The sequence below is a fragment of the Halodesulfurarchaeum formicicum genome, assembly GCF_001886955.1.
In the GTDB taxonomy this organism is placed as follows: Archaea; Halobacteriota; Halobacteria; order Halobacteriales; family Halobacteriaceae; genus Halodesulfurarchaeum; species Halodesulfurarchaeum formicicum.
The window spans coordinates 920,792-933,743 of record NZ_CP016804.1; the positions used below are offsets into that span (position 1 = coordinate 920,792).

The 12,952-nt window shown below is 61.0% G+C and carries 14 protein-coding genes, 1 tRNA gene and 1 pseudogene; 12 read left to right on the top strand and 4 right to left on the bottom strand.

Translation table 11 applies throughout. The features are described 5' to 3' along the window. The first annotated feature begins 4 nt into the window (after window positions 1-4). From HSR6_RS04820 to HSR6_RS04870, 12 genes and pseudogenes are all read left to right on the top strand, one after another. The gene (locus HSR6_RS04820) at window positions 5-382 is read left to right on the top strand and encodes a hypothetical protein (RefSeq protein WP_071932985.1); all 378 of its coding nucleotides are present in this window, start codon (window positions 5-7) and stop codon (window positions 380-382) included. Window positions 383-421: 39 nt separating this feature from the next. After that, complete coding sequence (locus HSR6_RS04825; protein WP_148661806.1) at window positions 422-766, top strand: hypothetical protein; 345 nt, start codon at window positions 422-424, stop codon at window positions 764-766. After that, on the top strand, window positions 766-1,203 hold the full coding sequence (locus HSR6_RS04830) for a hypothetical protein (protein ID WP_071932987.1): 438 nt from the start codon (window positions 766-768) through the stop codon (window positions 1,201-1,203). Before HSR6_RS04825 ends, HSR6_RS04830 begins: the two co-directional genes overlap by 1 nt. Next, the gene (locus HSR6_RS04835) at window positions 1,200-1,478 is read left to right on the top strand and encodes a hypothetical protein (protein WP_071932988.1); all 279 of its coding nucleotides are present in this window, start codon (window positions 1,200-1,202) and stop codon (window positions 1,476-1,478) included. Before HSR6_RS04830 ends, HSR6_RS04835 begins: the two co-directional genes overlap by 4 nt. Window positions 1,479-1,538: 60 nt before the next feature. After that, window positions 1,539-2,201: a hypothetical protein gene (locus tag HSR6_RS04840; RefSeq protein WP_071932989.1), complete on the top strand. Its 663-nt coding sequence runs from the start codon at window positions 1,539-1,541 to the stop codon at window positions 2,199-2,201. After that, complete coding sequence (locus HSR6_RS04845; RefSeq protein WP_071932990.1) at window positions 2,198-3,835, top strand: hypothetical protein; 1,638 nt, start codon at window positions 2,198-2,200, stop codon at window positions 3,833-3,835. Before HSR6_RS04840 ends, HSR6_RS04845 begins: the two co-directional genes overlap by 4 nt. Then, on the top strand, window positions 3,828-4,643 hold the full coding sequence (locus HSR6_RS04850) for a hypothetical protein (RefSeq protein ID WP_071932991.1): 816 nt from the start codon (window positions 3,828-3,830) through the stop codon (window positions 4,641-4,643). Before HSR6_RS04845 ends, HSR6_RS04850 begins: the two co-directional genes overlap by 8 nt. Beyond that, window positions 4,640-5,998 carry a hypothetical protein gene (locus tag HSR6_RS04855; RefSeq protein WP_071932992.1) on the top strand — a complete coding sequence of 453 codons (1,359 nt, stop codon included), beginning with the start codon at window positions 4,640-4,642 and terminating at the stop codon, window positions 5,996-5,998. The genes HSR6_RS04850 and HSR6_RS04855 overlap by 4 nt, the downstream gene beginning before the upstream one ends. Window positions 5,999-6,205: 207 nt before the next feature. After that, window positions 6,206-6,448 (top strand): hypothetical protein, encoded by a 243-nt coding sequence (locus HSR6_RS04860; protein ID WP_071932993.1) that lies wholly within the window; start codon window positions 6,206-6,208, stop codon window positions 6,446-6,448. Further along, window positions 6,445-6,522 (top strand): annotated as a pseudogene (locus tag HSR6_RS11415) (surface glycoprotein); the annotation flags it as partial. The gene HSR6_RS04860 and the pseudogene HSR6_RS11415, both read left to right, overlap by 4 nt. A gap of 1,308 nt (window positions 6,523-7,830) precedes the next feature. Beyond that, window positions 7,831-9,546 (top strand): hypothetical protein, encoded by a 1,716-nt coding sequence (locus tag HSR6_RS11220; protein WP_233488558.1) that lies wholly within the window; start codon window positions 7,831-7,833, stop codon window positions 9,544-9,546. 2 nt (window positions 9,547-9,548) lie between these two features. Then, window positions 9,549-9,842, top strand: a complete 294-nt coding sequence (locus tag HSR6_RS04870; protein ID WP_071932995.1) for a hypothetical protein — start codon at window positions 9,549-9,551, stop codon at window positions 9,840-9,842. 484 nt (window positions 9,843-10,326) lie between these two features. On the opposite strand, the gene HSR6_RS04875 is transcribed toward HSR6_RS04870, so the two are convergent. The 4 genes from HSR6_RS04875 to HSR6_RS04895 all read right to left on the bottom strand — a co-directional run bounded on the left by HSR6_RS04875 (window position 10,327) and on the right by HSR6_RS04895 (window position 12,936). Then, complete coding sequence (locus tag HSR6_RS04875) at window positions 10,327-11,958, bottom strand: DUF7845 domain-containing protein (protein WP_071932996.1); 1,632 nt, start codon at window positions 11,956-11,958, stop codon at window positions 10,327-10,329. A 181-nt stretch (window positions 11,959-12,139) separates the two neighbouring features. Further along, window positions 12,140-12,451, bottom strand: a complete 312-nt coding sequence (locus HSR6_RS04885) for a hypothetical protein (RefSeq protein WP_071932998.1) — start codon at window positions 12,449-12,451, stop codon at window positions 12,140-12,142. Further along, on the bottom strand, window positions 12,448-12,675 hold the full coding sequence (locus tag HSR6_RS04890; RefSeq protein WP_071932999.1) for a hypothetical protein: 228 nt from the start codon (window positions 12,673-12,675) through the stop codon (window positions 12,448-12,450). Before HSR6_RS04890 ends, HSR6_RS04885 begins: the two co-directional genes overlap by 4 nt. Window positions 12,676-12,862: 187 nt before the next feature. After that, window positions 12,863-12,936 (bottom strand) — tRNA-Lys (locus HSR6_RS04895). Window positions 12,937-12,952 lie beyond the last annotated feature (16 nt).

The following is a 12,952-nucleotide window of genomic DNA, read 5'->3' on the forward strand; positions in this document are numbered from 1 at the left end:
GTCGATGGCCGCTGAAGACTGGATCGAGCGGGCTCAGGGCCTCAACCCTGCCGAAGCGACGAGCCAGGGTATTTCAGCCCTGATCCTGGCGATTTTCGGGATCGCAATCACGATCTCGGAGGCCTTCTCGGACGGCCTCGCCAGGGTGCTGGGAGTCATGGCTGACTTCCGGGACTTCGTCGCGGCCTTCTTCCAGAGCCCGATCACGATCCTAAATGAGACGGCAGATTTCACGGCATTCTCGCTCACACAGGGGGACTGGGCGTTCTTCGGACCAGGAACCTGGGCCGTGGGCGTGGCCTCGATCGTGTTCGGATTCTATGTGTGGACCGTCCTGGACCCCGACATTCCGATCATCGACAACCTGCTCCCGTGGAGGTAGCCACCATGATCGCCCCGCTCAAGGAGGTGATCGCCCGTGGTGGATAGCGCCGAGTACGTCGACGGGGATTCCATCAAGTGGGCAGCTCTCGCCGGGACGCTGGTTTCGAGTTACGTCCTGGTAGCGCTCGATGGCCTGACGAACTTCCTGTTCGAGCTTCTCACGGTTCCGGCGACGCTCCTCGAGAGTGCGTTGACCTGGTTGGGGGAAACCCTCGGCCTGGGCTTTACTGTTCCAGCTGGAACCATCGAGCAAGCTTGGGCAGTCGTCGCCGACCAGTTCCCGATAGCGGGGCCGTTTGACTGGATTCTCGGTGTCGTCGTGCTCGCGGTGTTCTTCATCGCGGTGAACTGGATGGTCGATCGCGTAAGGGAGGGACTCTGATGGCCGAAGATACTGAAACCACATGGGGCGCGATCAGTGGGGTTCCCGGATGGATCAGCGATCCGCCCCAGATCCTCACTGACCCGCGAGCGTTCCTCGCGACGGTCGTCGTCGGCTGGATCTTCGACCTCTGGAGCCAGGTGCTCGGCTACATCGAGTCGCTCTGGACGACGCTCGCGAACATCCCCCAGGTGGCGATCATCGAGCCGGTACTGACGGCCTTCGGGATGCCCGGAGACGCACTGCAAGAACTGTGGCGCGATATCGGGCAGATGGCCGTTGAGGTAGCAGAACCAGCCGGCGTCTTCGCCCCGATCGTGTTGGTGGGGGTCTGGCTAATTCCGGCACTAATCGCGATCACGCTGCTGTACATGATCTGGGGCTTCCTCGAGACGTACCTCCCGGTCGACAGCATCCCATTCGTGAGGAAACTATGAACGACTGGAAAGACGGGCTGCTCGGCGGGGGCGCCTTGGGCGTGCTGGCAGACGTGACGCTGAACGGCGCCGACCTGATCTTCGGAAGCTTCGACCTGGTGATGGGCTCGGTCGATCTCCTATACCCCGCGATGGCTGTACTGGCACGAATCGCCCCGGACGTGGGATGGCTCGACCAGGCTCTCGTGACTGATCTCCTGGTCGTGATCGCGATCCTGTACCTCGTCCATCTCATCAACCGACTCCGACAACGACTGAAAAATGACAGAGCATAACACGACACGACCGTATCGAGCCCGGTCCTCGAGGCCGGGAATCACAGACGGGGGTGAGTCATGGACCGTCGCGTAACCCTCTCGGCCGCTGTCTTCCTGGCGGTGACTGTAATCGGCTGGCAGTCCTTCAACCTCGATTTGAAGGTCCTAATCCCGGCAGCAGCGGTCCTCTCGGGCTTGTCGCTGATCGGAGAATCCGCAGCTCGGAGAAAATCGGTTTCTGCAAAGGGGCTCGCCGGGTCGACCGCAAGCATCATCCAGGCCTTCGCGATGGTGCTGGCAGTGTGGGCGATCTGGGAGTACGTCGAGGACCCGATCACAGTCGCAAAGGCCAACTGGTGGCTCGCCGTGCTGATCGTCGTTGGCCTGTTTGCCTACTGGTACCTCCAGCATCGTCGTGAGGTATCAAATGCGAAGACCGCTATTAATCGAACGCAGCAAACGGCCAAGCGTTCGATCTCCAGCTGGACGGAGCTTATCATCGGAATCGGCGTGCTGGCCCTGACAGGTGCCTTCGCGGTCGCTTCTGGCATGTTGGAAGCCCTGGGACCGTATGCGGGCGAGTTGGGCTACCTGTTCACGGTCTTCATCGGCTACGTACAGCTCGGCGGAGATGCCGGTGGCACAGTCGCCTCGCTGATTCCCAGCCTGGAGCCGATGCAGTGGGTCGGGGTGACCCTGTTCATCGCGGCCATGGCCTACTACATTCGCTATCAATCATGAAGGCACGAACGTTCATCGCAGCGCTGTTCGCGGTCCTGCTGCTCGGCTCGATGCTGGCGGTCCCGGCCGTCGCCCAGGACGTCGACGAACAAGACTACACACTATCGGAGCTGAAAAGCGGTGGCACGCAACTCCCGAACAGCCCGGACTCAGTCAGATCCGCAGATGGCCGTATGTACTGGGCTATTCACTGGCCGGCCGACGCCATGCTCGCAAATCCTGGCGACTCGGAAGACGACGACTGGAAATTCCTATCTCCAGGAGAGACCGTCGAACGGAACGCGATCTACCTGCGGACGATCCTCCAGGACGAAGCCAGCGAGGAAATGACGGTCAAAGTCGCGTACTGGCGTGAGGGCGAGCGGGAGGTTCAGCAGGGCAACGAAACGGTCGCAGAACCCTATGTGAAGGACCTCGTCGTCGACACGCACGAGGTCAGCTTCGAGAAAGGTTGGGCGATGCAGGAGATCTCCCTCCGGAAGTCCCAGGAACCCCGCCAGGTGACGGTCTGGGCGGAAGGTCACGAAGACGACCTGCGATGGACGTTCACGCATGAATCAGTCGCGACCAGTCAGGCAGCCGGGATTCAAACAGAGGGCGATTACCTGACCCGAGCGAGCTTCGAGTTCGTCCTCCCGATCATCGTCGGTGTGTTCCTCGTTGGCAGCCTGGTGGCCGGAGCGCTACGGCGGGCGGGAAAAGGACCGGGCTGGGGCTACGTGAAATGGGCTTTCACGCTGGCGATCGGCTCGGCACTGATCCTGGCGACGCAGTTCTCCAGCGTGACGGAAATCCTGGTGAACGCCCCACGAATCCTGGCGGCGCTGGTCGTCGCGATCGTCGGAATCGTGATGCTCGAAACCTACACGACGAACGTCTCGCACACGGCGTTCTTCCGGCCAGTCCTCGACAAAGCCACCTCGCCAAGTGGTGAGGAGGCCGTCGACATCATCGACCTCGAGGAACGCGAGGAGAAGACCGTCAAGATGCCCGACGGCTCGACAGCAGTGGTTCGAGACGGGCTGATCCCCTTCCTGGCCCGGATCTTCGGCGGGGCAGCTCGCCTCGAACGCTCCGAGGAACTCAAGACCCGGATGGAGCTGACGGACTCGCCGATCGACGAGATGGTCTGGGTGCATCCGGACGCCGAGGAGATCTTGGACTATCAGCCGGAAGGCTGGGGCCTGGAACTCCCCGAACCGGAGACTCGAGGCGACTGGCTCACGGTTCTCGTGGGTGGCGCCGTCCTCCTGGCTGTCGCCCAGATGGCGTCGGCCACCTTCGGGGGTGGAATCGGGATGCTGGCGTTCCTCGGTGCCGTGGCAGTCGCGACTGTCCGCCCGCAGGATGGGCACGCCCGGGTCGAGCCCGCACCCGCACACCTACGCTCCGCCTGGGCGTCGATGCTGTACCTCAGCGTCGAGGCCGAAGACGCAGACACGATCGAGGACGCTCGCGACACGATCGTCTCGCTCCAGGCCCGCTCGGAGAAAGATGTCCAAGAGGCGCTCCAGGAGCAGGACTCCACCCTGATCGAGGAGATGTTCTCCGAGGATGTCGACCGCAGCGGCGACCTGATCGACCCACTCCCCGAACGGGAAACGGACGAAACGGAGGACGATACCGATGAGTAAGACCGACGTGCAACAGTCCCGACGCCCGTCGCTCCGGAAACTCCGGATCGACGTGCAGGAGATGCGCACCGAGCTCGAAGCGGGCTTTGACTCACCTCGCGAGGCGTTGGCCTGGTTCCAGCGCCTGACAGTCCGAACCCGTGGCGAGATCCCCCAGCGTCGGTATCAACAGATCGCCGAGGAGTTCCCACCGACGCCAGGCCACGATCGAGGGCCGTTCCTCGAGGCGCTGCTCGCCGATCATGCCGCGCCCGACACGGCCTACGATAGCCAGGAAGTGCGGCGGTACTTCTGGGCGTGGTCGGTGCTCCCGGCGTTCCACCGGGCACTCAGACAGCTCCGAAAGGATGCTGGCAGCTACGTCGGCGAGACAAAAGAGGCCCAAGACGTGAGCCGGATGCGGTATATCGCGATGCGCCCGGCGATCGACGAGATCGATCGCGACCAGGCAGGAGTCCTCGAGGCGTTCCTCGATGGCTTCGACGAACCGGCGGACGTTCTCAACTGGGGCGAACGCCTTCAGTTGGCGACCCACGGCGAGCCCGTCCAGCCGGATCTCCCTGGTGGATTCGCGACTCGGCTCTACACCGAGGGCGTGGCGGCAGACGTGCTCCCGGAGACCTCGAATACCGCGATGCTCACTCGAACGGACGACACTCACACGCGGGCTCGCGAGTGGCTGGCTGCGAAACTCCTCCTCCCCGCGTTCAATCGTGGGGTGCGTGACCTGGCGGGCCGGGCTGGCGAGGAAGCCGATACAGCTGGCGATGAGATCGGCGATGCCCCCTCGTGGGAGGTGGGACGATGAGCGTGATCGGCACGCAAGCGGACAGCCAAGACGAGATCCGCAAGCAACTCGAGCGAGTCACCGAGCCACACGAGACCTCGGCCCAGGCGATCGGCGATCCGGAAGCCCAGAACCATAACGACGGGCAGCACATCCGCAAACGGTACAGCTACCCGCCGTTCCACAAGTGGCTCGCGAAGGCCGATCGGCATGGCGCCAGCGTGGCGCGTTTCCCGCAGGCGTTCGTCGATCCGCTGCTCTACACCACGGATCGCGACCGAACGCTTCTCCGGCAGCTCGCCGGCGAAGTCGACTACGACTTCCGGGACCCACACCCGTCTCACGAGGCGCTCGAACGCTACCACCCTGAACGGGCGAAGGTGTTCGAGTGGCTGGCCGACGACCCCTCACGAGCCCAGGCGATCCGGGCAGTCAAGGGGACGGACTTCCTTATGCACGGCGAACCGGGCGGCGGGAAGAGTTCGCTCGCGCTCTCGCTCGCAGCCTGGCGGATGGAGGTCAACAACGAGACGGTGATCTGGGCGGAGACAGTCGACGAGTCCGGGACGAACGAGCGGACTGAATGGCTGCCCTTCGCGCCATTTGCGACGCTGGCAATCCCTGCAGGCCTGGACACTCGTGTCCGGATCGTCCCGGAGGATGTCTCGATTCAGCCCTTCGAGGTGGATATCGAGACGATCGCCCGTGATGTGATTCGCTACGAGTCCATCCAGGACCTCACCGACCAGCTGATACCTGGTCAGTTCTACGTGGTGTTCCCCGACCCGCTTCATCGCGGTGCCGAGGAAGTCTCACACTTCAACTACTGGAACTACCGCCAGGTAACTCCGAAAGGCGAGGACGGCCCGGATGAGCCGACTGACGCCGACCAGTGGTGGTTTGCGTTCATCGCCCACCGGATCAGCGGCGACACGTTCCCCCACCCGACGTTCATCAATCTCGACGAGGCGGGCAACATCCTGGATGCTGACGCCTCGAAGGACGTTCACCAGCACTACCAGAAGATCCGCTGGTTCCGGGACAAGTACGCCGACGCTCGGAAGAAGGGTGTGACCTTCGCCTATCAGGCACACGCCCTCTCGGAGATCCACAAATTCGCTCGCCAAAAAATTCGCTGGCGAGTGACCATGCCGGGGAATTCCCCACCACTCGGCCGGAAACTCCCGGGTGATCGTCGGTGTCCGCTCGAGGCCGACATCACCTCGCGGCGGAAGATCGAGGATGGCGCCGAGATCTGGAAGGCGCCGAACTTCGCGACGGTGACTTGGATGGATTTGAAGGGAAAAATCGAGCTGGACGCAGAGGTTTCGATCGACTTTCTCGACTGGCAGCGAGCTCTCGGGGGGTCGAAATGAACTCTACGAACAAATCGATCATGAAAACAAAAGAAAAAAGAAAAAACTTCGACCACGATCGGCCGCATCGACCCTGGGGTTCAGAGCCGGAAAACCGCCGGTCGAGCTCCGGAAACTCTCGACCCTCACACGCGCGCGTATCTCGACTCACACAGGCGGGGGTGCCCCCGTGTGCGTGGGAGCGCTCGCGGGCACGAGGTGATTGCGATGTCTGATGTGTCGAGCGGCCCTGGCGAGGCTCTTGGAAAGGCCATCTCGAACGCGCCCGAGGCGGCGAAGCAGGGCCTTGAGCGAGCGCGGAATATGGCCCAGGAGATGGTGCAGGCAATGGTGCAGAACACAAACCAGGTCATGGACAGCACGGGCGACTTCGTCCGAGAGATGGCCGGCCAGGCGGCAGGAACGATCGTTCCCGAAGCTATCGGCCACCTGCCGGAGGTGTGGCTATGAAAGCCCGAGCGATTTTCCTCTCGGCGCTGCTGGTCCTCTCAGTCGTCGCGGGCTCGGTCGCGCTCGCCGGCAGCGCCGCGGCCGCCCCGAGCGGGATGGTCGGGATCTCGGGCGAAAACATCCAAGACGTGCGATCCTCCACGGGACCGCTCTCCGCGGAGGACCTGACGGTCTACACTGACGCCCACGCCGACTCGACCGAGGTCTCGATCGTCACGGAGTCCCAGGCTCATGCAGTCGGATCGGGGACGCCACTCCCGGATGTCGCCCACGAAGCGATCTGCGACAATCCCGGCCAGGCTGCGGACAAAAACCCGAACGTCGACTGTGAAGAAGACACGACGCCTTCGCTTGTGCTCTCAGACGATCGGCACCACGAGGGCCGAACCGTCGCGATCGAGGCGGGCGACCTCGAGGCAGCACTCGGCGAGATCCCCAGCTTCGTGAACATCCAGAACTCCGAGTCTGGCGAGGAGTACCGCCAACCGACCCGCGAAGAGGACGGCTGGGTTCTTATCGATGTCCCGCACTTCTCAGATAACGCAGTCACTTGGGGCGGCGAGGTTCAGATTGGGGATACGTTTACTGACAATTCCCAGGTTCAGTACCCTCTTGAGAGCCTCGACTCCGCTTCGGATGTGACGGTAAACTTGACGGGCAAGACGAGCACGGAGAACGATACGAAATCCGGGTCGTTCTCCTCGAATCAGACGGTCACGGTTTCGGTAAGCAGTGACCAAACTCCCACGGGGGAAGTTGACGGACTACCTAAATTGGAATTAACAGGCCATGACATCAATATTAGCGAGTATACGGGTGGGGGAGATGACCTACAAAATCATTTGGTCGGTAAGACCCACGACGGGTATGATAGACATGGAGAGGTTCAAATAGATAATGAGAATGGTTTCTCTCGGGTTGATGGAATATGGCTAAACTTGGGCGAAAATACTGCATCCGAATCCCCAACTTTCAATGTATCTGTGGCGGAAGAACCAACTGACGGAGATTTCTCGGACGGTACACAAGTGTCAACAGAGGCAACCTTATCCTCTGATGGATTGGATCCAGGTTGGTACTATTTAGAGTTTCAGAATCCGTATGAAGCGTCTGGCACACCGACTACTTTGACGGTGAATTTTGAGCTTATTAGTTCCCAATCTCCATCTGATACGGAAGTTCTTTTGCGCAATGATCTTTCCGGTTCATCAAAATTTTACTCTAGTCATTACGACGGCATTGGGGTTCCTTCGGCGAAGTTAGTCCACCCATCCGTTGATGTATCTGTGTCTGGGCCAAACAACACCGTTTCGGAATCACATTTATCAGATGGAGAAACGGCAACCGGCGCACTTGATCTCTCTACTGGAGAGAACGAGGTGATGCTTAATCTGACGGGCGGAACGGTGGATTACTCACTCACCTATACCGAGTACACCGACACGCAAGACGTCGGTGTTGAACTGAACACCGGCAACTGGGCGAATCACACCGGCACGCTGGCCGATGGCGAGACAGTCACCAAAACGATAGATCAATCCGCCCTCCAGGAGGGAACGAACACCCTCAATGTCTCGATGCCGGAGCTCTCGGCGGACGCCCCAGCGATGCAGGTCGAGGCCGAGATCTCCCACGACGCTCGCGATATCCAGAACGTGAGCTACGAGGCCGAGAAATTCAGCGAGCGGTACTCGGTCTCGAAGACCTACTCCTCGGACCGGAAAGACCCGACGCTGACCATCCCCTTCGCCGACACGGCAATCTCGATCCGAGAGGCCGAGTATAGCCTCAACGGCGGCGACTGGCAGGCGGCGGATAACTGGGTCGTCGAGAACACGACTGGCGAGATCTCGCTGCCGGACATGCAGGCCAACGACACGGTCGACGTTCGGGTAACCGCGACGAAAGTGGCCGTCGATAACGGGGCGATCGAGGTCTTGGAGCCCACGCCGGTAGCGGATGATCTGAACTCGAAGATCGAGATCACCGAGCACCGACCCGAGTTCGAGATGTTGGTCTCGGGCGCCGACGACGATCGTGTGATCTACGCCGAAGAGAAGTCTTGGTCTGAGGCGAACGACACCTCGCTGATCGATGCCTCTGGATCGCAAACGGTGAGATTCCCGGAGGCAGGCGTTGGATCGACAGCCACACTCCGACAGGCTCCGCTCTGGGCCGAACCGGAAAACGACGTCGCGATCTCGGTGAACTCCGGAAGCGAGCCCCGCTTCGAGATCGGCCCCGGTGAATCTGAGGGCGACATGGTGACGCTCGAATACGCCGATACAGTCTCCGGCGAGACCTACGAGCTGCGTCGAGTCGACGGCGACTACGATCGGCAAATCGACACGGACACGGCCGAGAGTCCGGTCTATCTCGAAACGATCGACCAAGCAGCCACCTACATCATCGGCATCGCCGAAAGTACGAGCGTTCAGCAGCCAGTCGGCCCGGTCGAGACTGAGCAGTCCGGGACTGATCCCGTAATGATCCTGCTCGCGGTCGTGGCGGCACTCGGTGGGCTGTTCCTGGTCGTCAGAAGTGTCGGCGGTTCGCGAATCAGCCGTGGCCGGTCTTCCAGCCTCTCGATCCCGGTCATCGACCGTTCACTGTCGCTCCCGTCGCTGCCGACCCTCCAGTCGACGACCTCCCGAACCGGAGACTCGACCTCGAGGACGATCGTGATCGGCGGGCTGGTCATCATCGCACTCGTCGCGATGGAGTTCGCGACGCCAGAGCCACTCCTCCAGGTCGCGACCTCCGCGGTAAGTTCCGGAGCGGCACCCTTCGGAGAGCTGCTCACGATCATCGCAGGCGTGGGCGCACTCCTGGGGATCTGGTATCTCGACCAGCGCACTTCGGAATCGATTCCGACCTGGCTGATGGGCGTGGCGGCAGTCGTGACGGTCACGTACCTGCTCGAAACCCTACAGCCGGGTGTGCTGCTGGGTCCGATCTCGGAGGGCTTCGAGACGGTCTCGCCTCTGTTCTGGATCGTCTTGATCGGAGGCGGGGCCTACTTAATCTACGGCTGGATTCAGACGCGCCGCTCGCCTGATACTCGCGTGACGCTTCAACTCAGCGGGAAAGACAAATAGCCATGTTCTTCGACTTCCTCGAATCGTTCGGCGTCGAGCTCGGAACGTGGGCCATGCTGTTCGTGATCGCATGGTATCTCTTCCGGGGCGCTCGAGCCGGTCGACGAGCCACGTCGGTCCTCGGACGGGCAGTGACGTACGCGGTGCTGATCCTCGTGAGCTTCGGCGCTGCGGCAGCTCTCGGATACGCCGACCTCCACCTCTCGACGTTCATGGGTGACGTTGGCGCTGTCGTGAAGTGGGCGCTCGACGAGGGACTGGTGATGGTCGAGCAGCTCCTCCGGGGCCTGTTCTGACTGCCCGGGCGGTTCGGGCACACCTGGACATACGTATCTACACGCACACACCAACACCCAGGGCCGGGTGCGCACGACCCCGGCCGGGGCCGGGCGCACACGCCCGAGTGTATGCTCGCCCAGCAGAGCATTATGCGCTGACGGGCGCACACACGAGCCCCCGCGTTCGATAGCGCGATCACGCAGGTGCTCACACAGCGCGCACGAGGCGCCGGCGCACGTAATGAAGACCTCCGTTTCATCTGTTTCGGGTGGAAATTTTGCGCTAGCGGTACGGAGTGTTTTGAGACCGTGGCCTTAGCCACACGTCTAACGGGATACCTAACCCCTCGGGTGAGGGTTCAAAACCAGTTGGAGCAACCTCTCGAACTGGTAGCTACCCAAAAAGGAGCTGGTAACTAAACTCAGGTTGTACTAACTGCCCAAAATGCCCAAGTGAGCTTGAAAAACAGGCCGGGATCGGCGGCGATGCCTCTACTCGCGATCAGGCTTCAATGTAGTAGCGAGCCGTCGATGCCATTCGCGGACCGAGGTCGATCTTCGCGTTCAGGTATTCAATGGGGTCGTTGTTCGCCTCAGTCCAGAGTTCGAAGCCCTGGCGGATCTTCCGACGCTGCTCCTCATTCGACAAACCTTCCATCCGCAACACGAGTCGGGCTTCGTCGCGGTTCTGAACGTCGATGCCGTGTTTCGCCGCCCAGGCAACGAATGCACTCTGACCGGCCTCGAGGCCGCGATCGGCAGCTTCCTTCGCGGATGCAACTGCGTCGAACGCTCGTTCGTTCGTCTGCTTCGCCCGCTGAACAGCATCGAGAACCAGCTCGGCAACGTGCTCGTTCTTGAGCGCGATCTGATTGTACGCTCGATCGAGGAGGTCGTCGATCTCGGCCAGCGCCCGATAGACACTGTTGATGTGCCGATCGTGTTCCTCGGCGACGTCTGCAGGGGAAACAACGCCACCGTCTGAAACGGCTGTCTCTAAAGTCTCCCACTGCACCGGAGACAAGCCATCAGCCAGCTGACGCACGGTGACGCTCTCGCTTTCCTGGCGAATACGGGTAAGGTCGAGATCGATCGGATTGGCACCGGCCTCGGATGTTTCGATCTCCCAGTAGGCGTCTTCGACGAAAGGCCCGTCTCCTTCTTGGGGTGCGATGTCGAGCCCGGCATCGGCAGCAACTGACAACACAATCCGATCGAGTTCGCGCTCGAGCTGGGTGAGTTCCTCGTCGGTCACACCGATCTTTTCATCCCACCGATTCACCTGATACGATGCGCCCAGCTTCGGGTTACTCAGTGGGTGAGAGTCCGAAAAGCTCTCCGGGTTTCTTGTGTAGTAATGCTTGACCTCGACGGGCAACTCGTGGTCAGGAAACGCTTCGCGAACGCGCTCGGGGCCGAGGGTGACAGTGTGATAGTACCCTGGGACGTTGTTACCCTGCTGCGATCGATCGTTTTGAACGACCTTTCGGTAGCCCGAGCGATCGTTTTCCAGTAGGTGGCCCATCCGGGCAATTGGCCCATCACGGGCGTGTATGGGGCCGGACTGATCGTCGGCGACCCTGAGGTACTTCTCCGCGTCCTGGGTGTTTGAATACGGATGAGGCTCATCGAAATACGACGAGTTGAAGCCGACCGACGCAGCGGCGACTCGTAAAAGCTCCTTGTAGCGGTGGAAATCGATGTTCGAGCCTTTGACTCCCACGTTAATTCCAATCCCAAACTGAGGCGGAACCGAGATCTCCTTGATGTCGCCAGATTTGGTCTCGGCTTTCATTCTCTGCCAGCGAGGAGCAAGGTGAAAGTTGGCCTTCTGCTCACCAACGTCGTCCTCGTCGGGATGTCGACGAACGGCAAGACGAAACTCCCGAACCTCATCAATCCGCCAGTCGACGTTTTTGGGCTCGGCTTGGGCTCGACGATCGGGATGCAGTATTCCCGAGTCTTGGTAATACAGCTTAACAACCCACTGCTCGCCGTTTAGGGTAAACTGTGCAGCCTGGCTCCCGTCGCCTTCCTTAACGAGATGGTCAGCCGCAAAATACGGCTGCAAACCATGCTCGTTGTAAAGGAAGTTCGCACTAAATTCGTGGGGACCTGGCTGCACTGTCTCCATTACTGCCGCTCACCTCCGTCGGTCGCGACAGCATGCTCGACGTCACTCCGCAGAAGTGTGGGGCCAGTGTGCCGATCTGCGCACTCCTCGCACTCGTAGCGATCGGCGAGAACGTCGTTCTTCCCGAGATGAACGTGCCGGGTCCGTTCGCCGCACTCGGGACAGTAGAAGGTCTTCCGGATCACGGCGCCACCTCGCGAACAGCCTTGATCGTGGCCGACTCGCCGACTAAGACGTGGGCGGGCTCGCGAAAGATGAGGCCATGATCTTCGACGGCGTACCTTTCGCCTGCCTGGTCCTCGAGAACGATCTCCTCGTAGTCCTGGCCCCAGTGGCGCTCTTCGACACGCCCGGTTAGGGCGGTCTTCGGGGTCGTTCGACGCGCTTGAGTGAACTCAACCACCAACTGGTCGTGAATCTCGACATCGTCGAAACCGACCTCCACAGTCTCCAGGGGCCGGCGAGTGGCGTTGTAGTACGATGGCGTACTCACGCCTTGCTCACCTCCGTCTCCGGAATCTCATCGATGGGATCGAAAAGCGGCTGCTGCCCTTCGGCGGTCTCTCCGAGTGGGGTTAGGCCGAAGTCCGATGGGACGTGCGTCGAGATGTGGTGATCGCGGTCTTCGTTCTCGTCGAACTCGTACCCGCAAGCGGGGCAGGCCTCGAGGACGGTCCCCTTCTTGTGCCCGTTGTAGGTCGAGTGACGAAGGCTCACGGCGAACACCTCCCGTCGTCGAGGGCCGGGCACTGCTGGTTGGGCTCCTCGATCTCCTCACCGCAGTAGCGACATATCAGAACGGTGTCGCCAGCGGTTCGGCTCACGCCGACCACCTCAAATCGCTGACAGCGGCCTCATAGGCCCTATAAGTGTCACTAAACCACGGAAAAATACAAGGGTAGAGCGGGCCGGGCGCGATTTGAACACGCGACCGTCTGATTAAGAGTCAGACGCTCTGCCGGACTGAGCTACCGGCCCTCACCTGTTTTTGAGA

What these genes read in the sequence shown, in the direction of transcription:
- HSR6_RS11220 (WP_233488558.1), top strand. Translation starts at nt 7,831, where the DNA reads ATGCTTAATCTGACGGGCGGAACGGTGGATTACTCACTCACCTATACC.
- HSR6_RS04845 (WP_071932990.1), top strand. Translation starts at nt 2,198, where the DNA reads ATGAAGGCACGAACGTTCATCGCAGCGCTGTTCGCGGTCCTGCTGCTC.
- HSR6_RS04870 (WP_071932995.1), top strand. Translation starts at nt 9,549, where the DNA reads ATGTTCTTCGACTTCCTCGAATCGTTCGGCGTCGAGCTCGGAACGTGG.
- HSR6_RS04835 (WP_071932988.1), top strand. Translation starts at nt 1,200, where the DNA reads ATGAACGACTGGAAAGACGGGCTGCTCGGCGGGGGCGCCTTGGGCGTG.
- HSR6_RS04855 (WP_071932992.1), top strand. Translation starts at nt 4,640, where the DNA reads ATGAGCGTGATCGGCACGCAAGCGGACAGCCAAGACGAGATCCGCAAG.
- HSR6_RS04850 (WP_071932991.1), top strand. Translation starts at nt 3,828, where the DNA reads ATGAGTAAGACCGACGTGCAACAGTCCCGACGCCCGTCGCTCCGGAAA.
- HSR6_RS04860 (WP_071932993.1), top strand. Translation starts at nt 6,206, where the DNA reads ATGTCTGATGTGTCGAGCGGCCCTGGCGAGGCTCTTGGAAAGGCCATC.
- HSR6_RS04840 (WP_071932989.1), top strand. Translation starts at nt 1,539, where the DNA reads ATGGACCGTCGCGTAACCCTCTCGGCCGCTGTCTTCCTGGCGGTGACT.
- HSR6_RS04820 (WP_071932985.1), top strand. Translation starts at nt 5, where the DNA reads ATGGCCGCTGAAGACTGGATCGAGCGGGCTCAGGGCCTCAACCCTGCC.
- HSR6_RS04875 (WP_071932996.1), bottom strand. Translation starts at nt 11,958, where the DNA reads ATGGAGACAGTGCAGCCAGGTCCCCACGAATTTAGTGCGAACTTCCTT.
- HSR6_RS04830 (WP_071932987.1), top strand. Translation starts at nt 766, where the DNA reads ATGGCCGAAGATACTGAAACCACATGGGGCGCGATCAGTGGGGTTCCC.